This is a genomic window from Rhodococcus cerastii (assembly GCF_033042195.1).
Classification (GTDB): Bacteria; Actinomycetota; Actinomycetes; order Mycobacteriales; family Mycobacteriaceae; genus Rhodococcoides.
The window spans coordinates 373994-398685 of record NZ_JAWLKF010000004.1 but is presented as its reverse complement, the minus strand read 5'-3'; the positions used below and the strand labels follow the sequence as shown (position 1 = coordinate 398685).

At 63.7% G+C, this 24692-nt stretch carries 27 protein-coding genes; 15 read left to right on the top strand and 12 right to left on the bottom strand.

Annotated elements, in window-relative coordinates:
• The first annotated feature begins 8 nt into the window (after positions 1-8).
• Positions 9-467, top strand: coding sequence for a DUF6194 family protein (locus R3P93_RS11230; RefSeq protein WP_068049266.1), 459 nt, complete (start codon positions 9-11; stop codon positions 465-467).
• On the opposite strand, the gene R3P93_RS11225 is transcribed toward R3P93_RS11230, so the two are convergent.
• Both R3P93_RS11225 and R3P93_RS11220 read right to left on the bottom strand, forming a co-directional pair.
• Positions 468-1367 (bottom strand): transketolase family protein, encoded by a 900-nt coding sequence (locus R3P93_RS11225; protein WP_094638347.1) that lies wholly within the window; start codon positions 1365-1367, stop codon positions 468-470. It abuts the gene before it with no gap.
• Positions 1367-2047 carry a thiamine pyrophosphate-dependent enzyme gene (locus R3P93_RS11220; RefSeq protein ID WP_094638348.1) on the bottom strand — a complete coding sequence of 227 codons (681 nt, stop codon included), beginning with the start codon at positions 2045-2047 and terminating at the stop codon, positions 1367-1369. The genes R3P93_RS11225 and R3P93_RS11220 overlap by 1 nt, the downstream gene beginning before the upstream one ends.
• A 148-nt stretch (positions 2048-2195) precedes the next feature.
• Between R3P93_RS11220 and R3P93_RS11215 the strand changes: the two genes are divergently transcribed.
• The 6 genes from R3P93_RS11215 (at position 2196) to R3P93_RS11190 (ending at position 6812) form a co-directional block, all read left to right on the top strand.
• A complete protein-coding gene (locus R3P93_RS11215) occupies positions 2196-2567 on the top strand; it encodes a VOC family protein (RefSeq protein ID WP_094638349.1) in 372 nt (123 codons plus the stop codon).
• A gap of 57 nt (positions 2568-2624) precedes the next feature.
• Positions 2625-2969, top strand: a complete 345-nt coding sequence (locus R3P93_RS11210) for a hypothetical protein (protein WP_218829020.1) — start codon at positions 2625-2627, stop codon at positions 2967-2969.
• A 14-nt stretch (positions 2970-2983) separates the two neighbouring features.
• Complete coding sequence (locus tag R3P93_RS11205) at positions 2984-3457, top strand: GNAT family N-acetyltransferase (protein ID WP_094687287.1); 474 nt, start codon at positions 2984-2986, stop codon at positions 3455-3457.
• A 23-nt stretch (positions 3458-3480) separates the two neighbouring features.
• Positions 3481-4236 (top strand): class I SAM-dependent methyltransferase, encoded by a 756-nt coding sequence (locus R3P93_RS11200; protein WP_317533033.1) that lies wholly within the window; start codon positions 3481-3483, stop codon positions 4234-4236.
• A gap of 91 nt (positions 4237-4327) precedes the next feature.
• On the top strand, positions 4328-4612 hold the full coding sequence (locus R3P93_RS11195; RefSeq protein WP_068049254.1) for a DUF1490 family protein: 285 nt from the start codon (positions 4328-4330) through the stop codon (positions 4610-4612).
• A gap of 19 nt (positions 4613-4631) precedes the next feature.
• Positions 4632-6812, top strand: coding sequence for a heavy metal translocating P-type ATPase (locus tag R3P93_RS11190; RefSeq protein ID WP_068049252.1), 2181 nt, complete (start codon positions 4632-4634; stop codon positions 6810-6812).
• 46 nt (positions 6813-6858) lie between these two features.
• Here R3P93_RS11190 and R3P93_RS11185 read toward each other — a convergent pair whose 3' ends face one another.
• Entirely contained in the window at positions 6859-7116 is a 258-nt protein-coding gene (locus R3P93_RS11185; protein WP_068049250.1) for a DUF3297 family protein, read from the bottom strand.
• A 162-nt stretch (positions 7117-7278) separates the two neighbouring features.
• Positions 7279-7509 carry a hypothetical protein gene (locus tag R3P93_RS11180; protein WP_317533032.1) on the bottom strand — a complete coding sequence of 77 codons (231 nt, stop codon included), beginning with the start codon at positions 7507-7509 and terminating at the stop codon, positions 7279-7281.
• A 163-nt stretch (positions 7510-7672) separates the two neighbouring features.
• On the opposite strand from R3P93_RS11180, the gene R3P93_RS11175 reads away from it, so the two are divergent.
• On the top strand, positions 7673-8209 hold the full coding sequence (locus R3P93_RS11175) for a hypothetical protein (protein WP_094668984.1): 537 nt from the start codon (positions 7673-7675) through the stop codon (positions 8207-8209).
• On the opposite strand, the gene dnaB is transcribed toward R3P93_RS11175, so the two are convergent.
• From dnaB to rpsF, 6 genes are all read right to left on the bottom strand, one after another.
• Positions 8206-9600, bottom strand: a complete 1395-nt coding sequence (gene dnaB, locus R3P93_RS11170) for a replicative DNA helicase (RefSeq protein ID WP_032396923.1) — start codon at positions 9598-9600, stop codon at positions 8206-8208. The genes R3P93_RS11175 and dnaB overlap by 4 nt on opposite strands.
• Before the next feature lie 521 nt (positions 9601-10121).
• On the bottom strand, positions 10122-12401 hold the full coding sequence (locus R3P93_RS11165) for a SulP family inorganic anion transporter (RefSeq protein ID WP_068048787.1): 2280 nt from the start codon (positions 12399-12401) through the stop codon (positions 10122-10124).
• Positions 12402-12635: 234 nt separating this feature from the next.
• Entirely contained in the window at positions 12636-13091 is a 456-nt protein-coding gene (rplI, locus tag R3P93_RS11160) for a 50S ribosomal protein L9 (protein WP_032378698.1), read from the bottom strand.
• A 14-nt stretch (positions 13092-13105) separates the two neighbouring features.
• A complete protein-coding gene (gene rpsR, locus R3P93_RS11155; protein WP_032396926.1) occupies positions 13106-13348 on the bottom strand; it encodes a 30S ribosomal protein S18 in 243 nt (80 codons plus the stop codon).
• A gap of 42 nt (positions 13349-13390) precedes the next feature.
• Positions 13391-13942, bottom strand: coding sequence for a single-stranded DNA-binding protein (locus R3P93_RS11150; RefSeq protein ID WP_037195207.1), 552 nt, complete (start codon positions 13940-13942; stop codon positions 13391-13393).
• A 57-nt stretch (positions 13943-13999) separates the two neighbouring features.
• The gene (gene rpsF / locus R3P93_RS11145; RefSeq protein ID WP_008711385.1) at positions 14000-14287 is read right to left on the bottom strand and encodes a 30S ribosomal protein S6; all 288 of its coding nucleotides are present in this window, start codon (positions 14285-14287) and stop codon (positions 14000-14002) included.
• 162 nt (positions 14288-14449) lie between these two features.
• Here rpsF and R3P93_RS11140 point away from each other — a divergent pair, with 162 nt between their 5' ends.
• From R3P93_RS11140 to R3P93_RS11130, 3 genes are all read left to right on the top strand, one after another.
• A complete protein-coding gene (locus tag R3P93_RS11140; protein ID WP_317533031.1) occupies positions 14450-15853 on the top strand; it encodes a hypothetical protein in 1404 nt (467 codons plus the stop codon).
• A 21-nt stretch (positions 15854-15874) separates the two neighbouring features.
• Positions 15875-16573, top strand: a complete 699-nt coding sequence (locus R3P93_RS11135) for a response regulator transcription factor (protein WP_317533030.1) — start codon at positions 15875-15877, stop codon at positions 16571-16573.
• Positions 16574-16912: 339 nt separating this feature from the next.
• The gene (locus R3P93_RS11130) at positions 16913-17278 is read left to right on the top strand and encodes a helix-turn-helix transcriptional regulator (protein WP_068048450.1); all 366 of its coding nucleotides are present in this window, start codon (positions 16913-16915) and stop codon (positions 17276-17278) included.
• A 24-nt stretch (positions 17279-17302) separates the two neighbouring features.
• On the opposite strand, the gene R3P93_RS11125 is transcribed toward R3P93_RS11130, so the two are convergent.
• The gene (locus R3P93_RS11125) at positions 17303-18400 is read right to left on the bottom strand and encodes a DUF475 domain-containing protein (protein ID WP_068048447.1); all 1098 of its coding nucleotides are present in this window, start codon (positions 18398-18400) and stop codon (positions 17303-17305) included.
• A 93-nt stretch (positions 18401-18493) separates the two neighbouring features.
• On the bottom strand, positions 18494-19069 hold the full coding sequence (locus tag R3P93_RS11120) for a TerD family protein (protein ID WP_032396932.1): 576 nt from the start codon (positions 19067-19069) through the stop codon (positions 18494-18496).
• Between the two features lie 220 nt (positions 19070-19289).
• On the opposite strand from R3P93_RS11120, the gene R3P93_RS11115 reads away from it, so the two are divergent.
• From R3P93_RS11115 to R3P93_RS11100, 4 genes are read left to right on the top strand one after another with little or no spacing between them, the layout of a single operon-like run.
• Complete coding sequence (locus tag R3P93_RS11115) at positions 19290-20375, top strand: hypothetical protein (RefSeq protein WP_068048460.1); 1086 nt, start codon at positions 19290-19292, stop codon at positions 20373-20375.
• A gap of 23 nt (positions 20376-20398) precedes the next feature.
• Positions 20399-21547 carry an HpcH/HpaI aldolase/citrate lyase family protein gene (locus R3P93_RS11110; RefSeq protein WP_317533029.1) on the top strand — a complete coding sequence of 383 codons (1149 nt, stop codon included), beginning with the start codon at positions 20399-20401 and terminating at the stop codon, positions 21545-21547.
• A complete protein-coding gene (locus tag R3P93_RS11105) occupies positions 21544-23877 on the top strand; it encodes a phosphoribosyltransferase (protein WP_317533028.1) in 2334 nt (777 codons plus the stop codon). Before R3P93_RS11110 ends, R3P93_RS11105 begins: the two co-directional genes overlap by 4 nt.
• Positions 23874-24677 (top strand): HAD family hydrolase, encoded by an 804-nt coding sequence (locus R3P93_RS11100; protein ID WP_317533027.1) that lies wholly within the window; start codon positions 23874-23876, stop codon positions 24675-24677. Before R3P93_RS11105 ends, R3P93_RS11100 begins: the two co-directional genes overlap by 4 nt.
• Positions 24678-24692: the final 15 nt, after the last annotated feature.

The window sequence follows — 24692 nt, the reverse complement described above, 5'->3', positions numbered from 1 at the left end:
ATCGATGAATGACACTCGACGACATCGTGAACGTGGTCGCCAGCTTCGAGGGCACCGTGACGCAGCGCCCACGAGAGGGTGATGGAACTCCCGAACTTGCTTGGGGCGATGCGTTCTTCTACTACTCACCCGACGGGACGATCCCGACGACGCAGCCGTTCGCAACCATCGTGACCAAGAACTATCCGGGTGACGAATTGTCCCAACTGAACAGGCCAGGCGCGTTCCGCGTCAATATCGTTGCAGGAAAGCAGGATTTCGAGAGGATTCTGGGAATGCCGCCCCGCGACGCGGCCCACGCACCCCAGGCCGACAGCGACGACGTCATCGCCGCCCACCCTCAGTACGGCACCGCCGGTTGGCTTTCGGTGGTCAACCCGTCGGCGCAGACCGAGACACACGTTCGGGAACTACTGGACTCCGCCTACAACGTTGCCAAGAGCAGATACGAACGACGCCAGGGCTGATCAGCCGAAGAAGTCGTCCATCGATCGGGACAGCCCTTCGACGTCCAGGCCGTTGGCCCGATCGTGTTCGGCCACTGTGCCGTACTTGCGACGCTCTCCGGGCTCCACCCCGATTCCCGACACCCGATGACGCACATCGGCCAAGGCTCGATCAACCTGCAGCACAGACGTTCCCGCGAGATACGGCTCGACGATCATGATGTCCGGCGCCGTCAGCCTCTCTCGTAGAGTGGCACTGTCGAAGGGCCTGATCGTCGACGCATGCAGCACCGTCAGGTCGCGGCCTTCGGCCGCGTTCTGCACCCGATCGGTCATGGGCCCGACGGAGATGACGGTTCCCGAATTGCCCTGCTGCAGAACGGTGAACATCCCGTCGGACCGTCCGTAAGGGCGATCGTTGCACACCCCGTCGAGCCTGATGTACACGCGATCGTCGGTGGCCGCCGCGCTGTGCAGCATCCACTCGACCTCGTCTACGTGACCGGGGACGTGGACCGTCCACTCGCCCAGCGTGTCGAGGAGTGCGACATCTCGCTGACCGAAATGTGTCTCGCCGCCCTGCGGCCATCCGTAGGACCCGCCCGAGCTCACCAGGATGGCACCGACGCCCTGGTGCCCCAGATCGAGCTTCACCTGCTCGAAGGGTCGCTCGATCAGAAACGGCGGGAAGGTATGCACGATCGGCCGCATTCCGGCCAGGGCCAGACCACCGGCGACACCGATCATCGCCTGCTCTCGAATCCCGACGTTGATGACCCGCGATCGAATATCAGGGGTGAGGTGCGGTTCGAGATACCCGGCTCCGATCTCCGCCAGCACCAACGCTGTTCGCTCGTTATGCGCCAACAATTGGGGTACCAGACTGTAGAAGTATTCGCGTTGATCCAGCGATGCACTCATCAGCTCTCCTTCTTTTCGACGTGAGCGACCACCACGTGCGGACGGCCTGCGTGATCGGCGCGAAACGCCTGGCGAAGAGCACTGTGGTCTCGACCGTCGACGTCAGAGGTGAGCCACCCCTCGACGGCGAACCGCGAGGCGATACCTCCGGGCCAACCCAGACCGGCAGAATCGTTGTCGATCACCACGGCGGTCAGGTTGCCCAACTCGGACCGCGCAGCGAATTGGATGGCCTCCATATTGCTGCCCTCGTCGAGTTCCGCGTCGCCGATCAGTACGAAGACTCGGGCAATGCGCTTCTGAATCCGCAGCGCGACAGCAGTTCCAGCGGCCAGCGCCAGACCATGACCGAGCGATCCGGATCCGATGTCGACCCCGCGAATGAGCGTGCGGTCCGGATGATTACCCAGCGGAGAGTGGTAGCTGCCGAACGACGCGAGCTCGGTGGGCGTCAAGAATCCACGTGCCGCGAGCACGGCGTAGTACGCCATCGGGCCATGCCCCTTGGACAGATAGAACCGATCACGATTCGGGTCATCGGGATTCGTAGGATCGAGCCGCACTATGTCGGAGTACAGCACCCACAACACATCCAGCGTCGAAGTGGCACTGGTGCTGTGCTTTTCGTCGCCCGTCATCAATGTCATGAGTTGCGGCAACTCGTCGTAAGTCCTCTGCATGACCCCACCTTGCAACCTCGAGTGCACTCGAGGTCAAGGCAGAAGTGGGTGGTGCGGTGGGTGTCCAACATTTGTGCTCCGATGCGCTTTCCAGATTCTCGAGCAGAATCGTGGACACTGAGCGCACCGCCGCCCGTAGTCTCCAGACATGCCGCGAAAACACCTCGCTGTAGCGGGGACGTCCATCGACTGCGCCGAGCCGGCGGAGCTGGCTCGCTTCTACCTCGCCCTACTCGGTGGAGAGCTGTTGTGGGAGAACCCGTCGAGCTCGGGCATACGCACGCAGGCAGGCCTGAACATCGTTGCGCAGAAAGTAGCGAAATACATTCCGCCCGTGTGGCCGTCGACTTCGATCGTGCACTTCGACCTAAACGCGGGAGGGGACCTCGCGGGATCTGTTTCCTACGCAGTCGAATGCGGAGCGACCGAGGCGGCGGACCAGCCTGACCCCCGTTGGCGCGTTCTCCTCGACCCTGCCGGACACCCCTTCTGCATCACCACGGAGGTGTACGACGGTTGACGGGCGGTATCGAATTGCGACGCTAAGCCGTTGCCCATACCGGGGTGCGGTGACAGCATGAAAGGCATGAAGGCCGAAGAACGCCCCTGGAAGCGATACGGGCTTGCCGCGTTGCTGGCTGCGCTCGCGTTCATGACCATCAGCGACCTTGTGTCCGATCCTTCTGCCTGGAACTGGTCGAAGCTGGTTGTGCTGGCTGTAGCCGGTCCGTTCATCTGGTTCGGAGAGAGCCGGTCCCGGACGTCTCCGGAGAAGATCGGGCCCGAGGCCGTACCCGCCGAGGATGTCGACGCGGTGGTCGCAGAATCCGGCAGAACTGTCCACGCCATCAAAGCGCTACGAGAGATGCATCCCGGTCTCGGTCTGCTCGATGCGAAGAATCTCGTTCAACCGGATCACTGACGGGGGAGAAGTCGATGACATCGGTCAGCGGTACACGTGCCGTCCAGGATGCCGCCGAATTCATCGAGGCTGCGCAGCTGTTGATCGATTTCAATCGCGAGTACGACTACCCGGTGCCCGAGCCCGACTGGCTTGCAGCACATCTCGACACTCTGGTGAAGTCGGGCGACACCAGCGTGCTGACGTTCGGGACTCCCGCTATCGGTGTTGCGGTACTGCGCTTCCGGACCGGTACGCTGAGCGCAGACCTCGAGGCCTACCTGGCCGAGTTCTACATCCAGCCCGGTCTTCGCGGGAAGGGCTACGGCACAACCTTTCTCGATGGCGTCATCGAACACGCGCGCGGCAGGGGTGCCACCTACATGGACCTCAATACCTCAGAGGACGACGAGGCGGCGCGACACGTATACGAAAAGCGTGGGTTCGACTGCCACGAAGGCCGCGGCGAGGGACCGAAGGCTCTCTACTACGAACTCGAACTGAACTGACGCAGGAGATGTAACCTGGCTATATGGTTAGCCGAGATAACAGCTCGACGTCGTTCGGGACCGTCGCCGACGTGTACGAATCTGCTCGCCCCGAATACCCGTCAGCCGCGGTCGAGTGGCTGTTGGAACCCGTTCTCGAGGTCGGCAGGCGTCCTCTTGTCGCCGACGTCGGAGCCGGCACCGGCAAGCTCACCCGCATCATCGTTGCTGCAGGGTGCGATGCCGTCGCCGTCGACCCTGATCCCGCCATGCTCGACGCCCTGCGCGACGCAGTGCCCGGCGTTTCCGCCCACGTCGGCACTGCCGAGTCCCTCCCGTTGGAAGACGGAAGCGTGGATGCCGTCCTGCTCGGACAGGCCTGGCACTGGGTCGAGCCAGTGGCCGCGTCACGCGAGATCGGCCGGGTTCTTCGCCCTAGCGGCACCCTGGGACTGATCTGGAACCTTCGCGACGAATCGCAGCCGTGGGTTCGGCGACTGAACTCGGTGGTCTCGCGTGGTGGAGCCCTGACCATGTTCGACGACGGTCCACCGCCGATCGCAGAACCGTTCCATCAGCTCGACGAAAAGCGGTGGGCGTGGTCGCGGACTGTGACTCGGTCCCAGCTGACCGACCTGGTTCGGTCGCGCAGCTTCTACATCACTGCCACCGCCGATGAGCGCAACCGGATCGACCAGGAACTCGCCGCACTGTTCGACGAACTGGGCCTGAACGGCTCGACGACGATCGACCTTCCCTACGTGACCAGAGCGTTCCGCACCACGATGCCGATCCGATGATGCTTCCCGCGACCCCGGAAGTCGCCACAGCCGAACAAAACGAATACGATTCCCAATAAGTGGGTCAGGTTCGAATTCGAGGAGCTACAACATGGCGTTTCCGATCATCGTCGCGAAGGCAGTATCGACGGTCGTAACAGGCGCAGTCGGAGTCGCCGCATACAACGGTGCCAAGAAGCTGTACGACAAGGCTCCCGTCCGCAAGGCTGCGGTATCGGCAACCGAACTCGGTCTCCGCGCCGCACGAAAAGCCGAAATTCACGCCGAATCAGCGCGTTTGGCCGTGTCCGATGTCGTTGCGGAGGCACGCGACCGGCTCGGCGAAGAGGTACCGCCACCCTCGGCCACCGAAGTCGGCCACGGCCACTCGCACTGACCGCGACAGCACGCCGATTATGACGACGCTCGTCGAACACTCGCTCGATGCGGTTCCCGACCGCGCGGATGGCATCGAAATCCTGTCCGACGCAGCCGGCCGCATGCGGCTCCGCGTCGACTGGCTGCGGTCCAGTCCGGGTCGCGCGGTCGCCGTCGAAGACCACGTCGACAAGATTCGCGGCGTGCGGGCCGTCCACGCGTATCCCCGCACCGCATCGGTTGTGGTCTGGTACTCCCGCACCCGCATCGACCGGGCAGAGTTGTTCGACGCAGTGAACGCCGGTCGCACCACCGACTGGGGACTCGTACCAGTCCGTAGCCCACGGTCTGCGGACGTCAACAACGGCGACGTCCTGCGCATGACCATCGGCGGAGCCGCGCTGGTCCTGCTCGGCTTCCGTCGCTACGCCTTCCGGCGGCCACCCATCCTCGGCCCCACCAGCCGTGTCGTGGCCACCGGAGCCACCATCTTCACCGGCTATCCGTTCCTGAAGGGAGCGCTGCGCTCGCTGGCCGGAAACCGGTCCGCCGGCACCGACGCGCTCGTCAGCGCTGCCACTGTGGCAAGTCTCGTACTCCGCGAGAATGTCGTTGCCCTGACCGTGCTGTGGCTGCTCAACATCGGCGAATACCTGCAGGAGCTGACCCTCAAGCGCACTCGTCGGGCAATCTCCGATCTCCTGACCGGCACGCAGGACACCGCATGGATCCGGCTACCCGACGGTTCCGAGATCTCCGTGGACGTCGATCGGCTGGAGATCGGCGACGAGGTCGTCGTGCACGATCACGTCGGCGTTCCGGTGGACGGGACCGTCGTCGACGGGGACGCGGTGGTCGACCAGTCGGCGATCACCGGTGAGACACTGCCGGTATCGATCGTTGCAGGCGACCGCATCCACGCTGGATCCGTCGTGGTTCGTGGCCGCATCGTCATCCGCGCGTCTGCGGTGGGCCGCGATACGACGATCGGTCGAATCATTTCCCGTGTCGAGGAAGCGCAGGAAGACCGCGCCCCGATTCAGACTGTGGGAGAGAACTTCTCACGTCGGTTCGTACCCGCGTCGTTCATCCTGTCGGCTCTCACGCTCGTTGTCACCCGCGATGTCCGACGAGCGATGACCATGCTGCTCGTCGCATGTCCGTGCGCGGTAGGGTTGTCGACTCCGACGGCCATCAGTGCCGCTATCGGAAACGGTGCTCGCCGAGGCATTCTCATCAAGGGCGGATCGCATCTGGAACAAGCAGGCAGAGTCGATGCCTTCGTGTTCGACAAGACCGGAACCCTCACCGTCGGGCGCCCCGTCGTCACCAATGTCGTGTCTTTTCAGGACGACTGGGAGCCTGAGCAGGTACTGGCGTACGCGGCCAGTTCCGAAATCCATTCTCGACATCCGTTGGCCGAGGCCGTGATTCGCAGCACCGAGGAACGCCACATCGTCATTCCTCCGCACGAGGAATGCGAGGTGCTCGTCGGTCTCGGCATGCGCACCGTCGCAGACGGCCGGACCTTGCTGCTGGGCAGTCCTTCGCTGCTGCGCAGCGAGAACGTCGACGTGTCCGAGTATGCAGCCGACTGGGTTTCGCGACTTCAGCGTCAGGCCGAGACCCCATTGCTTCTCGCAGTCGACGGGGTGTTGGTCGGGTTGATCAGCCTGCGCGACGAGGTCCGGTCGAATGCTCTGGACGTACTGAACGCCCTTCGCGCCGACGGTGTGGAACGCATCGTCATGCTCACCGGAGATCACCCCGAGACCGCTGCGGCCGTAGCCGCCGAACTGGGCATTGCCGAGTGGCGAGCCGAGGTGATGCCCGACGACAAACTCGAAGCCGTCCGAAAGCTACAAGAAGAGGGCTACGTCGTCGCCATGGTCGGAGACGGCACCAACGACGCTCCCGCCCTCGCCGTCGCGGATATCGGAATCGCAATGGGCTTGGCGGGCACCGATGTTGCCGTCGAGACGGCCGATGTAGCTCTGGCCAGCGACGACCTGACACGGTTGCTCGACGTTCGCGATCTCGGCCGACATTCGGTGTCCGTCATCCGGCAGAACTACGGAATGTCGATCGCTGTGAATGCACTGGGCCTCGTCGTCAGCGCCGGTGGAGCACTGTCTCCGGTGCTCGCCGCGATTCTGCACAACGCATCCTCGGTCGCGGTGGTGGGCAACAGCTCACGACTGATTCGATACCGAATCTGATCAGTAGCGCCCGAACGCGAGGGCGATGTGCTCGGTACCTAATCCGCTACTTCGCGCCGCGGAAGTACGGTTCGACCGTGCCCTTGAGCTTGACGAGCATGGGATTTCCGAAGCGATCCTTCGCGGTAGGGACTTCGACTCGGACCCAACCCTCGGTCACGTTGTATTCGCGCACACTGGTCTTCTCGACGCCATTGAAGCGAATACCCACGTCCCGCTGAAGAACTTCTTCGTTGTAGAAGGGGCTCCGCGGATCGATCGAGAGGCGATTCGGTGGAACGTCTACGTTCTGGTCCTCTGGCATGGATCACTTTCGTCGAATGCGGCGTCAGGTGCTCGGTTGATTCACAGCGAGAATACGCGACCCAGCGTTGGACCAGCGCCGTTGGTGTTGGTTCTCGACCTCAGAGATGCTGTCCGCGCAGGTGCACAGAGCGAGAGTTGTTCTCAGACATTGGAGCTCAGGTCAGTCGAGAAGTGCGGCGGGGGTGCTGCAACCGACACTTCCCATGACCGTGCAGTGGCCCGGCAGGAAGATTCGAATGATGTCGTCGACCTGCTCGATGGTCAGACCCGACGATCCGAACGTCGGTGGCGTCGCGTCGCTGGGAGCGGCCGATGCGGAGGGGGCTGCGCTCAGCATCGCCAAAGCGACGAAGCTGGATACGACCAGGGTGCGTACGCGGTTCGATTTCATGTTCGGCCTCTCATCGGATCGGTGGCGTCACCATAAACCGAACGATAGGTTTGTTCAACCCCTGTTCGCACAAGAGCGAAGGCTGATAGCTGCCGGTGTTGCACCGGACTGTGGGGTTGCAGACCGTTGACGGTCGACGCCAATCGAGCACAGACTCGGGTCCATGGATCTGGAGCACCTCGTCGTCGCCGTCGGCGACCTCGTTATCGGGCGAGGCACACTGGTGGCGGACTCCGATGGTTCGCTGTTCATCGAACCCGATACTCCCGATCGGGCAGCGGAATCCTCGAGTGTGGCGCGGCTACCGTTGAACGGCTCCGATCTCGATGCCTCCGCGGCCGGCAACCTGGTAGCCATTCGCGGAACCTTCCGGCCGGACGGAATTCATCTGCGCGACATCAGGATTGTCGAGGCGACTCCGTTTCCCGGCGCGCCCACACTGAGAATTCCTGGACCACTCCGCACGAACTGGACTCGCGCGGACGTACTCGACACAGTCGAACATGACATGCCGGCAGGAAACGAACTGCTGGCCGGTAGCGGCGGGACAAGGAATCCCGACGGGTCGGACACGTTCACACTCTTCTTCCTCTGCATAGACGACGCGGCCGCCGCTTGGCTGCGCCGTCCTCACCCCGGCCTGATCGACGTGTGGACCGCACTGACCAAAGATCTGCGGTCGGCCGACCGATCCAACTAGCCCCGCGCCATGTCCACGAATCTGGACAGGTGAAGCTGGTGTGCCACGGTGATTGTCGCGGTCGGACCGTTACGGTGCTTGCCGAGAATCAAGTCGGCCTCACCGCCGCGGGGGTCGTCGCGCTCGATCGCGTCGGGGCGGTGCAGCAGAATCACCATGTCGGCGTCCTGCTCGAGTGAGCCGGACTCACGGAGGTCGGACACCATCGGCTTCTTGTCGGTTCGCTGCTCAGGACCACGGTTCAGCTGGCAGACCGCGACCACCGGGCATTCGAGTTCCTTCGCCAACAGCTTGAGCTGACGCGAGAAGTCCGAGACCTCCTGCTGACGAGATTCGACCTTTTTACCGGACGACATCAGCTGAAGGTAGTCCACCACAATGAGTTTCAGGCCGTTGCGCTGTTTGAGGCGACGGGCCTTGGCGCGGATTTCCATCATCGTCAGGTTCGGAGAATCGTCGACGAACAACGGCGCTTCGCTGATCTCGCTCATTCGGCGGGCCAGCTTGGTCCAGTCGTCGTCGGTCATCTTTCCCGAACGCATGTCGCCGAGCTTGATCTTCGCCTCGGCGGACAACAGTCGCATGACGATCTCGGTGCGACTCATCTCCAGAGAGAAGATGACACTGGGCATGCCGTGCTTGATGGAGCACGAACGCATAAAATCCATACTTAGGGTCGACTTACCCACGCCAGGCCTCGCCGCCACGATGATCATCTGACCCGGGTGCAAGCCGTTGGTGATTTCGTCGAGTTCGGCGAATCCTGTTGGTACGCCAAGGGATATGCCGCCGCGGCTGGCGATGGAGTCGATTTCGTCCATCGTGGGCTGCAGGAGTTCCTCGAGGGGGAGGAAGTCCTCGGAGGTGCGGCGCTCGGTGACCTCGTACACCTCGGCCTGCGCGCGGTCGACGACCTCGGCCACGTCCTGCCCGTCTGCTCCGGCGTAACCGAACTGCACGATGCGGGTACCGGCCTGTACGAGCCTGCGCAGAATCGACTTCTCCGCGACGATCTCGGCGTAGTACCCGGCATTGGCTGCCGTCGGCGTGGTCTGGGTGAGGGTGATCAAGTACGGCGGGCCGCCGATGCGCTTGAGTTCCCCGCGACGATCCAGCTCGGCCGATACGGTCACCGGGTCGGCAGGCTCACCGCGGCTGTAGAGGTCGAGGATCGCGTCGTACACGTTCTGGTGGGCCGGCCGGTAGAAATCGCCGGGACGAAGCACCTCTAGCACGTCTGCGATGGCGTCCTTGCTCAGCAGCATGCCGCCCAGAACGGACTGCTCCGCGGCCATGTCCTGTGGGGGCTGGCGACCGAAATCCTCGCCGGGCCCCTCGCTGGACGAGGGGCCGGAGTAGTCGGACTGTCCTCGATCGTCCACAACTGCCACGCGAACCGGCCGTCCTCTCCCCATTGTCGTCGGCATCGTCGGGTGTCACCCGGCGGTGCTGTGTAGCAAGTTCTACCCCCGGGCACCGACAAGCTTTTTCGGCACCGGATTCGCACTGTCCCGTCGCCGCTGCACGGCATCGAGAGAGACGCTGCACGGACGTTAAGCGCTATCGGCAGGAGTCACAACACGGCCTGTGGATGAACCTGTGCACGAAATGTGGATGGTCTTGAACAACCGTGTTGACCGTCTGGGGATAACCTGGGTATAACTTTCCAAGTTTCGGTCTTTTCGGCAGGTCAGGGCATGTACATAAAGTTTTCTTCCTGTGCATCGATTCTGGATCGGCGTGTCGGCCGAATTGACAGCTCGGGCGTGTTGAGTAAATACCAGGTGAACCCGGGGGTGAACCAGGTCACAGTGGCTGGGATGACTCACAGAAACAGACCAGTGTCCCGTTTACGCGCGAGGGGCCCGATTCCACGCTGGGAATCGGGCCCCTCGACACTGTTGACGAAAGCTCAGCTACCGAGCTCCTGCGGGCACATCGCCGGGTCCAGCACGGTGACCTCCTTGGTACCGATCTGAAGCACTCGTGCCGTGGGAATGTCGAAGAACAGTCCGGTGATGCGCAACCGCCCCTCGGCATTGGCTCGGCCGACGACCCGGTGACGGGTGAGCGTCTGCAACTGCACCGCCACGTTCACCATCGCGAGTTGGTCCGCCTCCCCGAAGCCGAGCTCTGCCGCCTGACGGCCCACCACGTGCCCGCTGCGGTACGCATCCAGGCTCGTCATGGCATGACCCAGCCATTCCGCCACCGACTCGTCCGCGGCGTTCTCCGGTCCACTCAGCACCGCCTTCATGGCACCGCAGCCCGAGTGTCCGCACACCACCACCGACGAGGTACCCAGTTGATCGACACCGAAGGCCAGCGCTGCCTCCACCGAGCAGTCCTGCCCCTGGGCAGGAACGAGATTGCCCATGTTTCGGACCGTGAACAGATCGCCCGGTCCGCTACTGGTGATCGTGTTCGGCATCACGCGCGAATCCACGCAGCACAGAAACAGGGTGTCGGGATCCTGAGATTCGGTCAAACCCTCGAGGTGCGGTCGAATATTGGGGGCGTGGGTGCGGTGATACTCGGCTACGCCACTGAGGACCGCCCGCAGCGCTACGGGTGACTCATTCTGTGTCACATCGCTTTTCAGCTGCCATGCCCGCCACGGTGCCAACGAGCTGCGTACCGTCGCAGATCCGCGCTTGGGCGGCCCCTCGGCAGCAGCTGCCATCGACGCCGTGCCCACTTCCTCGACTCTCACCGTGCCGCCGCCGAGTTCGTGCTGACGGATCCACTCGTTCAGAGCGTCGTGCACCGCATGATCGAGGAAATCCACTCCCAGATGCACGGTGACGACGGTGCCTGCGGGGACGGTGGACAGTACGTGTGTCAATCGAGGGAGCGCAAGGAAGCTCAACGACCCCTCGGTCGTGACGCGCCAGGTGCCGTCGACCGTCTCCTCTGCGCGAACCTTTGCCCACACCACACGGCGCAGCACGAGAACGATCGACAGTGCCAAACCGATCAGCACACCCTCGAGCAGGTTGAGTGCCACCACGCCTACAACCGTCACTGTATAGACCGCGATGTCTCCGGTCTTGTTGGCGATCTTTATGTCTGCCAACTTGATCAGCTGCACACCGATCATCACCAGCAATCCGGCGAGTGCGGCGAACGGAACCAATTCGACGATCGAGATGAACAGCACCGAGAAGATCAGAATCCACACGCCGTGCAGAATCGCCGACGCACGGGACTTGGCACCGACCTTGACGTTGGTGGCACTGCGCACGATCACGCCGGTGATCGGCAGACCGCCGATGGCACCGGAGGCCATGTTGCCCGCGCCCTGAGCCATCAGTTCCCGGTCGAAGTTGGTGCGCTCACCGCTGTGCATCTTGTCGACTGCCACCGCGGAGAGCAGACTCTCGACGCTGGCGATCAACGCGATGGTGATGACGCCGGTCGCGAAAGCGCTCCACTGCCCGTCGGGCATGATCGGAAAGCTCAGCGATTCGATCAGGTTGCCGGGCAACTCGATTCGCTCGACATCCAGGGAGAAGAAGATCGAGACCGCGGTAGCGGTGACCACCGCGACCAGCGCAGCCGGCACCTTCGTGATCTTTGCCATCACGCCCGACACTCCAGCCAATCGCGGCCAGCCGAACATGAGCACGACCACGATTCCGCCGACGATGATCGACGGCCATTGGCCGTTGGCGACCGATGTGGGAATGGCGAGGACGTTCTGAACTGCGGAGCTTTCGGATTCACCGCCGAGAAGTACGTGAATCTGTTGCAGCGCAATGGTTATACCGATTCCGGCCAGCATGGCGTGCACCACCACGGGCGAGATGGCCAGCGCACTGCGGGCAATCCGGCTCATTCCCAGCAGTATCTGCACCGCACCGGCCAGCACCGTGATGGCACACGTTACGCCCCAACCGAATTGATTGACGAGCTCGGCAACCACCACGGTCAGTCCCGCGGCGGGCCCACTGACCTGCAACGGTGATCCGCCGAGTATGCCGGCGAGAATTCCGCCGACCACGGCGGCAATGAGGCCGGCCATGATCGGGGCACCGGAGGCGACGGCGATACCGATCGAAAGCGGTACTGCCACAAGGAAGACGACCAACGAGGCCGGTACGTCGTACTTCAGGATCGACCCGACGCGAGACTGCGGCTCGGGTCGGGTCTCGGGACTGGGGTCGGAATCGGGTTCCACGGTCGTGGTCACGGCAGCGTTCCTCCGGGCGTCTAGGCGTCAGGTCGGGTGGATCCAGTTGGTGATGATGTTCGATGTCGCCCCGCCTAAAGACTACGCAAAGCTTTGCTCACGAACCTTTGAAGAGAGATGCTTCACAAATCGGAACCCATTGCGACAGTTGATCTTTGTGAGAAGACACGAAAAAGCCCCACGAACCCAGGGTTCGTGGGGCTTTGTTCGACCGAAACGGGCCGAAAGCTGAAATCAGCTTCCGACGACCTCCAGCTTGAACTTCGCGGTCACGTCGGGGTGCAGGTTCACGACGATGTCGTGCTTGCCCGTGCTCTTGACGTGAGCCTTCGGCAGATCGATGCTGCGCTTGTCGACGACCGGGCCACCGGCAGCCTTCAGAGCAGAAGCGACGTCCGACGCGGTGACCGAGCCGAACAGCTTGCCCGAGTCGCCCGCGGTCTTCACGGACAGCGTGACGGCCTCGAGGCCTTCGATGGCCTGCTTGAGCTCGTTGGCGTGCTCGAGGCCGCGGACGGCACGAGCTTCCTGAGCGCGGCGGATGCCGTCGACCTGCTTCTGAGCTCCACGGGTGGCCTGGATGGCCAATCCGCGGGGCAGCAGGAAGTTACGGCCGTAGCCGTCCTTGACCTCTACGGTGTCGCCAGGCGCACCGAGGTTGTCCACATCAGCGGTGAGGATCAGTTTCATACCAATCGCCCTTTCTATCGAGCCGTCGCGGCGTAAGGCAGCAGTGCTACCTCACGCGAGTTCTTCACGGCAACGGCCACGTCACGCTGATGCTGGACGCAGTTGCCGGTGACACGGCGAGCGCGGATCTTTCCGCGATCGCTGACGTACTTACGCAGCAACGTCGTGTCCTTGTAATCGATCGACGTGTTCTTTTCCTTGCAGAAGGAACACGCTTTCTTCTTGAGCACCTTGTCGCGCAATGGCGGTTTGGGCATGGGTCTTTCTCCGTTACATCTGGTTGTTCTCGATCGAAGGATCTAGAACGGTGGCTCTTCGTCTCCGCCACGTCCGCCGAAGGAGCCCGACGCCGCCGGGGCACTGCCCCAGGGATCGTCTCCGCCGGAACCGGAGTTGGACGAGGAGTTCGAGCGGCCGCCGCCCGATCCGCCGGAGGAACCGGAGCCGGAGCCGGAGTTGAAGCCGCCTCCGCCGCCACCTCCACCGCGATTGGCCTTGTTGACCTTTGCGGTGGCGTAGCGAAGTGAAGGTCCGATCTCGTCGACTTCGAGCTCGACGACTGTCCGCTTCTCACCTTCACGCGTCTCGTACGAGCGCTGCCGCAGCCGTCCGCTCACGATCACTCGCGAGCCTCGGGTCAAGCTCTCGGCAACGTTCTCCGCTGCCTCGCGCCAGATGTTGCAGCGCATGAAGAGCGCGTCGCCGTCTTTCCACTCGTTCGTCTGACGATCGAATGTGCGCGGGGTGGATGCAACCGTGAAGTTGGCAACCGCCGCACCGGCGGGGGTGAATCGAAGTTCTGGATCAGCCGTCAAGTTTCCGATGACGGTGATGACGGTCTCGCCTGCCATGGTTCCTCTTTCAGTAGTAAGCGTTGTAGATGCCAGCCTAGAGGCGGGCAACGACAATTACTTGCCCTGTCGCAGGACCTTCGTGCGCAGAACGGACTCGTTGAGTCCGAGCTGACGATCCAGCTCGCTGACCGTGGCAGGCTCGGCGTTGAGGTTCACAACGGCGTAGATGCCCTCGGCATGCTTGAGGATTTCGTAGGCCAGACGACGCTTGCCCCACACATCGACCTTGTCGACGGTGCCGCCATCCTTGCGAACGACGTTGAGGAACGTATCGAGCGACGGAGCGACAGTGCGCTCGTCCAGATTGGGGTCGAGAATGACCATCAATTCGTAATGACGCATAAGACCTCATCACCTCCTGTGGACTAGTGAAAACGGCCACGGACTGTCCGTGGCAGGAGGGTCGTTGCGTCAGCAACCCCTCGAAGATACACGAGGCGGGCCCTGACCTGCTAATTCGCGTCGGGCGCACGGTCCGGCGTTCGGGCGTCATAGTCTTGCACCATGCGATCCGGGGTCCGCGCCAATCCGATGACGGTCGTCGTGGTCGTCGCAATGGCTGCGGTGGGATTGATTCTGGGTTATCTGAACAAGGCCCGATGCGCGGTCGCGCCGTTCGACGCCTCCGGTCGCAGCACGATGTTCGACGCCATCAAGGATTCCTCGGTCTGCTACTCCGACATCCAATTCCTGTGGCTCGGCCGAGACATCGACAATCACATCTTTCCGTATATCCACGGGGCCATCACCAGCGACGGAATCCTCACGGGCGGAACGGTGGAGTACCCGGTCCTCAGTGGCTTGCTGATGTGGCTCGGAGCCATTCCGGCCCACACCGATGCACAGTTCCTGTTGACCTCGGCGTTGATTCTCGCGCCGTTCGGTCTGCTCACCGCCTGGATGCTCGGCCGGATGGCAGGCTGGCCCGCCTTGCTCTGGTCGATCGGCCCGCCTCTGGTGATGTACGCCTTCCACAACTGGGAGCTTCCCGTCGTGGCCACCGCCGTCGGCGCGATCTTCGTCATGACGCTGCCGATGCCGCTGCGACGCAAGGCGATTCTCGCCTCGGTGCTGCTGGCCGTCGGCTTCTGCCTCAAGCTCTACCCGGGAGCATTCGTGTTGCCCCTGATCGCGTACGTCGTCACCGGCGGCATCGATGGACGCGAGTCCGCCGACACCGTCCGAGCTCGCTGGGACATCCGCGGCGGCCTGATGGTGGCCGGCGCTGCCATCGGCACGGTCGTCGCAGTGAATCTGCCGTTCGCGGTGCTCGGTTACGAGGGATGGCGGGCGTCCTTCACATTCCAGTCGCTGCGGCAGGCAGACCTGACGACCAACTCCATCTGGTACTGGGGATTACGCCACTTCTACATCAACGACCAGATGAATCCCGATGCCTACGCCGAGGCCGAGGCCTCCTTCCAGAACGTGGTCGACGTGGCGTCGCCGCTGCTGGTGTTCGCCGCGTTCGCTCTCGCGCTGTGGCTCGGATGGCGTCGCGCGAAGGTCGTCGGGACGTACCCGTGGGTCGCCGTCAGCGGATCGATGCTGTGCGGTTTCATGCTGCTGCACAAAGTGCACTCGCCCCAGTACACGCTGTGGCTGCTGCCCTTCCTGGTGCTGCTTCGGGTCCCGTGGGGGCTCGTCGCCGCGTATCTGCTCGTCGATCTGTCGATGGGAATCGGCGTCTTCAAGTACTTCGCCGCGTTGGCCTCGGGGGCCGATGCCACCGACGAGGAGTTCTTCGTTCTCGTCGGAGTGTGGGGACGAGCACTGCTGCTGGTGGTGTTCTTCGTGCTCTTCCTCCGAGCTCGGATGCGGGTTCCGTTCCCGGGCGAAACCGACCAGGCGTCTGTATCATCGCCCCGACCAGCAACGATATCGCTGACAACATCACCGGGGCAGTAGCACGTAGGGCGGGGCGGGGACATGACACAGGTGTCGCAATCGCAGGAGAACACCGAGAAACGAACCAGCGAAGTACGACTCATCGGCCTCGTCGAGGACCACGAATCGGTAGCGCTCGGACTCAAGGCCATGCTCGCAGACGAACCCGACCTGGAACTGGTGTCCACCGCCGCCACGGTCGCGGAGCTGCTCGCCCAACAGCCGACACTCGATCTGGTGGTGCTCGATCTCCGTCTGGGTGACGGTTCGTCACCCCGCTCGAACGTGGAGCAGTTGCACGCCGCCGGCGCGCGCGTCCTCGTCTACACCGGAGCCGAGAACGCCTTTCTCGTTCGTTCGGCAGCCCGTGCAGGTGTGCTCGGCGTGGTCCGAAAGTCCGCCCCGGCGGCGGCGATCGTCTCCGCGATCCGACGCGCAGCGAGCGGCGGGCAGGTCGTCACGACGGATTGGGCTGCGGCGATCGACGGTGATCCGCAGCTTCCCGACGTCGGACTCAGTCCGCGTCAGCGCGAGGTACTCGCCCTCTACGCGTCGGGCGAGAAGGCCGGACGCGTCGCCCGCCTCGCCGGATTGTCCGAGCAGACCGTCAACGACTATCTGGTGCGAATCCGCAACAAGTACGCCGAAGCCGGGCGTCCGGCACCGACGAAAACCGATCTGTACAAGCGAGCGGTCGAAGACGGCTGGCTGCCGATGCCCGAACTACCTCCGCAGGATTGACCCGCGGACTTGCTGTGGTTCATCCCACAGTGTCGATGCGGGTGAGCACCGCGGTTTCCGACGCACTCAGGGGTTCGACGAGCGGTGTGGTGACCGCTCGGATACTGCCGCCCGGCCGCGCGAGGATCGTATCCATCCTGGTCAGCGACTCGAGCGCCGACGTGCGGATCGAACTCGATGCCGACGGCCGGCAGTCTGTCGTAGCTTCGTGACACGCTTACCGGACGGTTGACGGTTCAATGCCCCCAATAGTCAGGGCAGAAAACCTGCGAATTACCTGTGAGAATCATTCCCACTGGTTTAGTTGGTCTCAACCCACTACGGCGTCCGGGAGAATTGATGTCTGCACTGCTCGAACCCTTGCCCTCCGCGGACGACGCGGGAGTCCCGACGACGCCTCGTTCACGTGGGCCCATCAGCTTGGTTCCGCCTGCGATGCAGATACACCCCGTCCCGGCCGCCCCGAGCCCGTTCCCGCCGCGACCGGATCTGACCGGCCGCGAGATCGAGGTGCTGCTCTGCTGGATTCGACACGACTCGAAGACCGAAGTGGCGAAGACACTGTTTCTCTCGCTCGGCACGGTCAACACACACCTCACCCGAATCCGGGCCAAGTACACCTCGGTGGGGCGCCCGGCACCGACCAAAGCCGCCCTCGTCGCACGGGCCCTGCAGGACGGGCTGGTCGACATCTCGGAGCTGTGAGTCTCGGAGCTGTGAACCCGCCGGTCAGACGCTGACTGCGGTCTCCACGCCTTCGTTCTCCAGACGCTTGTTGCGTCGGATGCTGCTCAGCAGGGCGGCTCCGATGAACAGAATTCCCACGAAACCGGTGATCAGCTCGTTGATGTGCACACCGATCGAGACCAGCAGGATGATGGACAACGCGCCGATCGCCCAGTGCGCACCGTGCTCGAGGTACACGTAGTCGGACAACGTTCCCTTGCGGACCAGGAACACCGTGATCGAGCGGACGAACATCGCGCCGATGAAGCCGAGGCCGAGCGCGATGATGATGGGGTCGGCTGTGATGGCGAAGGCACCGATGACACCGTCGAACGAGAAGGACGCGTCGAGCACCTCGAGGTAGAGGAACAGGAAGAATCCGGCCTTACCCGTCGCCTTCGCCAGTTCGCTCGGTCCGCCCGAGGACTCCTCGCCCTCTTCCTCGACGTGGAAGAGCTCGCCGAGTCCGTTGACCGAGATGTAGGTGATCATGCCCAGCACACCCGAGACCATGACGGTGGAGATCTTGTCGTCCTCGGCCAGGAACTCGGCGCTCAGTACCAACAGCAGGCCTGCGACGACCACGGAGAGCTGATCGAGGCGGCCGATCCGGGCGAGGGGCTTCTCGAGCCAGCTCAACCAGGTGATCTCGCGGTCCTCGAAAATGAAGCCGAGGAACAACATCAGCAGGAACATGCCACCGAACGCGGCGATCTGCGGATGCGCGTCGGTGAGCAGAGTTTCGTAACTCGGCGACCCGTCCGGGAAGGTCGCGGCACCGTCGGCGGGCGGGTTCAGTGCCAGATCGAGTGCCGCCACCGGACCCAGACCGGACGCGGCCCAGACGATGACCAGCGGGAACAGCAACCGCATGCCGAACACCGCGATGATGATGCCGATGGTGAGGAAGATCTTCTGCCAGAACTCGCTCATGCGTCGCAGCACAGTGGCATTGATGACGGCGTTGTCGAAGGACAGCGACACCTCGAGGACGCCGAGGATGAGCACGAGGATCATCGCCTCGATCCCGCCGTACAGGAAAGCCACGATCACGGACACGATGGTGACCGCGATCGACCATCCGAAGATCTTCACAACCACAGTCAGTGGCCTTTCTCGAGACTTGAGACGGAAAAACCCCCGCCCATCATGAATGACGAGGCGGGGGTACTCCCAATCTTGAGAGGGCCTTTACTACACGTTTACCCCGAAATCGCGGGCGATTCCTGCGAGTCCGGATGCGTAGCCCTGACCGACCGCGCGGAACTTCCACTCCGCGCCGTTGCGGTACAGCTCACCGAAGACCATGGCGGTCTCGGTGGAGGCATCCTCGCTGAGGTCGTAGCGAGCGAGCTCGGAGTTGTCGGCCTGGTTGATGACGCGGATGAACGCGTTGCGCACCTGACCGAACGACTGCGAGCGTGCGTCCGCATCGTAGATCGACACGGGGAAGACGATGGTCTCGATCTCCGGCGGTACCGCGGCGAGATCGACCTTGATCTGCTCGTCGTCTCCGTCGCCCTCACCCGTGGTGTTGTCGCCGGTGTGCTCGATGGAGCCGTCCGGAGACTTCAGGTTGTTGAAGAACACGAAGTGCCCGTCGCTCAAGGCCTTCTTCGTCGAGTTCAGAGCGATGGCGCTGGCGTCGAGATCGAAGTCGGTGCCGGTCGTCGTGCGGATGTCCCATCCGAGACCGACCACGACCGCGGTCAGGTTCGGAGCTGCCTTGGTGAGCGAGACATTGCCACCCTTGCTGAGGCTGACGCCCATTGAGAGGTCCTTTCGCAATTGGTTTCCCGTTACGGGTTCAACCGTAGTGGGAATGTCCGGTTCTTGGACGTACTCCGCCAACGAGTACGACATCGCCAGGGTTCCCGTCAGTACTATCGAGCAGGTGACAAGTCGCTGGCCTGGGGTGTTCCGCCGGGGTGCCGAATCCGACGCCGCCGCGCGTCGTTCCCAGGACAACGCTGTCGCCGCGTTCCTCGACATGGACAAACGTCAGTCCATCGCCTCGGCGGGCGTCGAGGCCTCCACCGCACTGCGTCCTCAGGATCGACTCGCGAGCCGGTGGGCAGACACCGAGAAGCAATGTTTCGATGCCGGAGCTGCCTACCTCGCCGCCGTCGATCAGTTCGACGGAATCACCACTCCTGCCGCCAGATCGGCCTTCGACCGAGCGACCGCGCTTCTGCACGACGCCAGCTCGGCTGTGGATCGGTTCTACGAAGCCCACCGAGACACCCTCGAGCAGTCCTCCGCTCAGTTCGCCGCGACCCCGCGCTTGGTCCAGGACGCACTGGCCGAGGCCGACGCCGCCCGATCGACCGTCGACGAACAGTTTGCCGGCTACCCCTCACTCCGGCAGGCGTGGCGCGAACTCGATTCGGCAACAACGCAATTGCAGGCCGATCAGCGCGACCCCCTGCGCGCCCGAGAGCACGCCGCCCTGGTCCGCGATCGGGCGGCCGCACTGCGTGCAGCAGTGAACTCGGCTCCGGGCCGCCTTCAGGAGGCCCGAACGGCACTGGCCTCGGTGCGCACCCGAATCGAAGCCGTACGAACGAGATCCGAGGGCATTGCCCCGGCCTTCTCGAGCTTGCTGCGGGAGTTCAACGCCAAGAGCTCGGCGGACCTCTCTCGCAACGAACGGTCCAGTGCGCGCCACATCGAGCAGGCCGACGAGGATCTGAGCGCAGCTCGTTCTGCACTCGACGCGGGCAATCCCGAACACGCGTTGGATCTGGTGACCCAGGCACGCCAACACCTGAGCGATGCCGAACAACTGGTCGACGCCGTCACCGACCGAGTTCGTCTGCTGCGCGCGGTCAAAGCCGATCCGAAACAGACCGAGAACAAAGTGCGGTTCAAACTTCGTGACGCCCAACAACTCGCGGTCAACCGCGGTCTGGTTGCCGAATGGGGCTCGGTGTTGGATGCTCAGCTCGCCCGGATCGACAGGGCGAGCACAGCCCTGTCGGGTACCCACCCCGACTACTGGTCATATCTGCAGGATCTGGATACCATTTCGGACTTCATCGCAGGCGTGATCGACCGCATGCGTACCTCGCACTGATCACATTCACACGAAGGACAGTGGTGCAACACTTTCGCCATCTCGACGCAGACACCCGTGAACGAGTGTTCTTCCTGCAGCCGGAGGACATCGAGACGAGCGACGGAAACGACCTCGTGGCAACGGCTCTCGGAGCGACGCTGTACATCCCGGCGACGCGTCCCGACCTGACCGCGACGGTGAACAAACGCACCGACGAGGGGGTTCGGTCCATCGTCATCGATCTCGAAGACGCTGTGGCGGACCATAATCTGGAAGAAGCGCTGGCCAACACCGTGCGAACTCTGAACGAACTCTCGGGTTCGGGATCACTGGTGTTCGTTCGAGCTCGCACCGCCGCGCACATCCGCAGCATCTGCGCCGGCCTGAACCACGGTGCCGCCGGGCTCGCCGGATTCGTCGTACCGAAGTTCACGGCAGCACGCGGAGCCGAGTTCCTCGACGAGATCGTCGCCGCGTCCACGACACACGGCACCCGTCTGTTCGCCATGCCCGTCCTCGAATCCACGGAAGTGGTGCACCGGGAGACACGCGACGCGGAACTGGTTGCCATCCGTGAACTCCTCGGTGAGTACCGCGACACCGTGCTGGCGGTGCGCATCGGGGCCACCGACATGTGCGGCACCTTCGGCATCCGCCGCGACCGCGACCTGACGATCTACGACGTCCGCGTCGTCTCCGACGTCATCAGCGCTATCGTCAATCACCTGGGTCGTTACGACGGATCGGGTTTCGTCATCACCGGACCGGTGTGGGAGTACTTCGCAGACCACGAACGCATGTTCCGCCCGCTGCTGCGCCAGACGCCGTTCGTCGATCAGGAGGCCGTGCGCTTTCGCCAGCAACTGGTGAGCAGCGACCTCGACGCCCTCCTGCGCGAGGTGGCACTCGACCGCGCGAACGGCATTCAGGGCAAGACCGTCATCCACCCCTCGCACGTGCCTGCCGTGCACGCGCTGTCCGCGGTGACGCACGAGGAATACCACGACGCACTCGACATTCTCTCCTCCGACCAGGGCGGCGTCCAGGCATCCGGCTACCGCAACAAGATGAACGAGCTCGGCCCGCACCGCAATTGGGCGAAGCAGACGGTGGTGCGCGCCAGGGCGTTCGGTGTCACCAACGAGGGGATCACGTTCGTGGATCTACTGACCGCACTGGCACAGCAATGAACGCCAATCCGGCCGACGGAATCGTGCTCACCGACACCGGTTCGTCGTCGTCCTGGACGGCAACACAGTTGGTGCTGCCCGGTCTGCGTCGCAACCCTCGCCGCGCCCACCTGTTGGTCTCGACGGTGCTCGGCAAACACATACCCGTCGATCCGGACGTCGTCATCTCCGCCGGCAACGAACTGGCCGCCCTGGTGCAGACCGCGGTGGGCGGCTCCGATGTCGACGTGCTCGGATTTGCCGAAACTGCAACCGGATTGGGCCATACCGTCGCGACGGCTCTGGGCGCGCACTGCTACCTGCACTCGACGCGTCGCCACGTTCCCGGCATGAACGTGCACGGCGAGTTCGAGGAGGGTCACTCACACGCCACCGACCACCTGCTGATGCCCACCTCGGCCGACCTTCTCGCCGGCGACCTACCGTTGATCCTCGTCGACGACGAGATCTCGACCGGAGCGACCGCGCTCGATGCCCTTCGGCAGATTCACGCATCCGCCGGCCGCGCGCACTACGTCATCGCATCCCTGGTGGACATGCGCACCGCCGAGCATCTCGCTGCTGCTGCGGCGGTGGCAACACAACTCGGCGTTCGGATCGACAACGTGAGCCTGGCGCAGGGATCGGTGGAGCTCGAGCCAGGCCTGGTGGAGACGGTGCTGGCCCTCCCCGATCCGGAGTTCGATCCGGTTGCTGCACAGCCTGGTTCGGTTCGCCGCGTCGATGCGCAGTGGCCGGCAACCCTGCCCGACGGCGGCCGGCACGGGTTCCTCCGATCCGACGCCGCCGGTTTCGACTCGGCGATCGATGCTCTCGCAGCCACCGTCGACGCGTCGCTCCCCGGATCGGCACCGGTGGTCGTCATCGGCCACGAGGAGCTCATGTACCTGCCGCTCCGACTGGCGGCGGCATTGCAGGAGCGCGGGCACACCGCACTGTTCCAGACCACCACTCGGTCACCGGCATACGTTCTCGACCTGCCCGGCTACCCCCTGCGCCGCGGCTTCGAGTTCACTGCGCCCGAGGACGAATCGGGACTGCGCTACCTCTACAACGCGTCCGGACCGGACGACGCGACACTGGTGCTCGTCGCCGACGCCCCCGCCGACACCGACGCTCTGGCAGCAGCCGCCGAGACCCTGGCCGCCTCGGGTACCGACGTGCTGCTGGTCGTCGTCACGGGCGCGGACCCGGTGGCTCTCGAAGTCTCGCGGCGGGCACGTCCGCTGCGGGGGCCGGATTTCGGTTCGTACGCAGCGGACGAAGTCACCTGGCTGCTCAAGGACCTCTCGTCGGTCTCACTCGAAGCAGGAATCGAGGAGCGGGAGAAGCGCATTCAAGCCGGCGAAGCCCACTACGCCGAATCGCTTCCGGTCGAGTATCAACCGGATCTTGCCTACCGCGAACTGTTCGAGAAAGTGCTGCAGGAGAGCGCGTCACGGCTGGCGGTCGCGGTCGGCACCGTCACCGAGGTCGTGCTGGCCGAGCGCGGACACGACATTGCACTGGCGTCCCTGGCCCGCGCGGGCACACCCGTCGGAATTCTGATGCGCCGCTGGGCATTCGCAGCCCACGGCATCGAGATTCCGCACTATGCCGTCTCGATCGTGCGCGATCGAGGCATCGACGCCGTGGCCCTGCGCTACCTGGCCGAGCATCACGATTCGCGCTCGGTGGTGTTCGTCGACGGCTGGACGGGCAAGGGCGCGATCGCCCGCGAACTCACCGCGGCGCTGCGCGAATTCCCCGGAGCCGAGTTCGACGACGACCTCGCCGTGCTCGCCGATCCGGGCAACTGCGCTCGCACCTACGGCACCCGCGACGACTTCCTCATCGCGTCTGCCTGCCTGAACTCGACTGTATCGGGCCTGGTTTCACGAACCGTGCTCAACGACAGTCTGATTCGTCCCGGGGACTTCCACGGCGCGAAGTACTACGCCGATCTCGCCCCCGACGACGTCTCGCGTCACCTGCTCGACACCGTCGCAGCCCGTTTCGAGGACGTCCGGGACGAGGTCGATGCCTCGGTAGCAGCGGTTCTCGGCTCCGACCGAACACCCACGTGGTCCGGCTGGGCATCGGTGGAGAAGGTCCGCGAGGAATACGGCATCTCGCACGTCAATTTCGTCAAGCCCGGCGTCGGTGAAACCACTCGGGTGCTGCTGCGCCGTGTCCCGTGGCGAGTACTGGTGCGCGAGGCCGATGCGCCCGAGCACGAACACATCAGGATGCTCGCTGCGGCCAGGGGAGTGCCGGTGGATGTGGTTCCCGACCTCGCATATTCGTGCATGGGGCTGATCAAGAACGTGTCGAGCGGGGACGCGTCGTGAGCGCCCTCGTCGCGGTGGATCTCGACCGTACGATGATCTTCTCCGAGGGCGCACTCGTTGTGCCCCTGGACGATTCGTTCGAGTGCGTGGAGCTGTACGAGGGAAAGCCGTTGTCTTACATGTCTTCTCGTTCGATCTCTCTGCTGCGCGAGTTGAGCGAGAATGTTGTGGTCGTGCCGACCACAACACGTACCATCGAGCAGTTTCAGCGGATCGCACTCCCGGGTGCCCCGTGGCGGTACGCCATCACCAGCAACGGCGGCAACATTCTTGTCGACGGCGAGCCGGACATGCACTGGCGCAACGGGTTCGAGTTGAACCTGGCCGGCATCGGTGCCGAGTTGAGATCGAGGGTCTCCGAGGACTGGGTCCTCAAGTACCGCGAGGCCGACGGCCTGTTCTGCTACCTGGTGGTGAACACGGCGGCCGTGCCCGAGGGCTTCGTCGCGGAGTGGTCGCAGTGGTGCGCCGCTCGGGACTGGAACGTCTCGCAACAGGGGCGCAAGATCTACACGATGCCCAACGCGGTGTGCAAGAGCTCTGCGGTGGCCGAGGTTCGGACCAGGCTGATACAGGACGGCACCCTCGACGCCGATGCCCGAGTCCTCGCCGCAGGTGACGGTGCACTCGACGCCGAGATGCTCATCGCGGCCGACGCCGCGATCCGTCCGCGGCACGGCGAACTGGAGCTGCTCGGATTCACTCGGCCCGGGTTGACCGTCACCGACTCCTCCGGTGTCCGGGCCAGCGAGGAAATTCTCGAATGGCTGCGGAACCGAACCGCCGTGCGCCGCGTCTAACTGTTCGTCGGGGAG

What these genes read in the sequence shown, in the direction of transcription:
- R3P93_RS11230 (WP_068049266.1), top strand. Translation starts at nt 9, where the DNA reads ATGACACTCGACGACATCGTGAACGTGGTCGCCAGCTTCGAGGGCACC.
- R3P93_RS11225 (WP_094638347.1), bottom strand. Translation starts at nt 1,367, where the DNA reads ATGAGTGCATCGCTGGATCAACGCGAATACTTCTACAGTCTGGTACCC.
- R3P93_RS11220 (WP_094638348.1), bottom strand. Translation starts at nt 2,047, where the DNA reads ATGCAGAGGACTTACGACGAGTTGCCGCAACTCATGACATTGATGACG.
- R3P93_RS11215 (WP_094638349.1), top strand. Translation starts at nt 2,196, where the DNA reads ATGCCGCGAAAACACCTCGCTGTAGCGGGGACGTCCATCGACTGCGCC.
- R3P93_RS11210 (WP_218829020.1), top strand. Translation starts at nt 2,625, where the DNA reads ATGAAAGGCATGAAGGCCGAAGAACGCCCCTGGAAGCGATACGGGCTT.
- R3P93_RS11205 (WP_094687287.1), top strand. Translation starts at nt 2,984, where the DNA reads ATGACATCGGTCAGCGGTACACGTGCCGTCCAGGATGCCGCCGAATTC.
- R3P93_RS11200 (WP_317533033.1), top strand. Translation starts at nt 3,481, where the DNA reads ATGGTTAGCCGAGATAACAGCTCGACGTCGTTCGGGACCGTCGCCGAC.
- R3P93_RS11195 (WP_068049254.1), top strand. Translation starts at nt 4,328, where the DNA reads ATGGCGTTTCCGATCATCGTCGCGAAGGCAGTATCGACGGTCGTAACA.
- R3P93_RS11190 (WP_068049252.1), top strand. Translation starts at nt 4,632, where the DNA reads ATGACGACGCTCGTCGAACACTCGCTCGATGCGGTTCCCGACCGCGCG.
- R3P93_RS11185 (WP_068049250.1), bottom strand. Translation starts at nt 7,116, where the DNA reads ATGCCAGAGGACCAGAACGTAGACGTTCCACCGAATCGCCTCTCGATC.
- R3P93_RS11180 (WP_317533032.1), bottom strand. Translation starts at nt 7,509, where the DNA reads ATGAAATCGAACCGCGTACGCACCCTGGTCGTATCCAGCTTCGTCGCT.
- R3P93_RS11175 (WP_094668984.1), top strand. Translation starts at nt 7,673, where the DNA reads ATGGATCTGGAGCACCTCGTCGTCGCCGTCGGCGACCTCGTTATCGGG.
- rplI (WP_032378698.1), bottom strand. Translation starts at nt 13,091, where the DNA reads ATGAAACTGATCCTCACCGCTGATGTGGACAACCTCGGTGCGCCTGGC.
- rpsR (WP_032396926.1), bottom strand. Translation starts at nt 13,348, where the DNA reads ATGCCCAAACCGCCATTGCGCGACAAGGTGCTCAAGAAGAAAGCGTGT.
- R3P93_RS11150 (WP_037195207.1), bottom strand. Translation starts at nt 13,942, where the DNA reads ATGGCAGGCGAGACCGTCATCACCGTCATCGGAAACTTGACGGCTGAT.
- rpsF (WP_008711385.1), bottom strand. Translation starts at nt 14,287, where the DNA reads ATGCGTCATTACGAATTGATGGTCATTCTCGACCCCAATCTGGACGAG.
- R3P93_RS11140 (WP_317533031.1), top strand. Translation starts at nt 14,450, where the DNA reads ATGCGATCCGGGGTCCGCGCCAATCCGATGACGGTCGTCGTGGTCGTC.
- R3P93_RS11135 (WP_317533030.1), top strand. Translation starts at nt 15,875, where the DNA reads ATGACACAGGTGTCGCAATCGCAGGAGAACACCGAGAAACGAACCAGC.
- R3P93_RS11130 (WP_068048450.1), top strand. Translation starts at nt 16,913, where the DNA reads ATGTCTGCACTGCTCGAACCCTTGCCCTCCGCGGACGACGCGGGAGTC.
- R3P93_RS11120 (WP_032396932.1), bottom strand. Translation starts at nt 19,069, where the DNA reads ATGGGCGTCAGCCTCAGCAAGGGTGGCAATGTCTCGCTCACCAAGGCA.
- R3P93_RS11115 (WP_068048460.1), top strand. Translation starts at nt 19,290, where the DNA reads ATGGACAAACGTCAGTCCATCGCCTCGGCGGGCGTCGAGGCCTCCACC.
- R3P93_RS11105 (WP_317533028.1), top strand. Translation starts at nt 21,544, where the DNA reads ATGAACGCCAATCCGGCCGACGGAATCGTGCTCACCGACACCGGTTCG.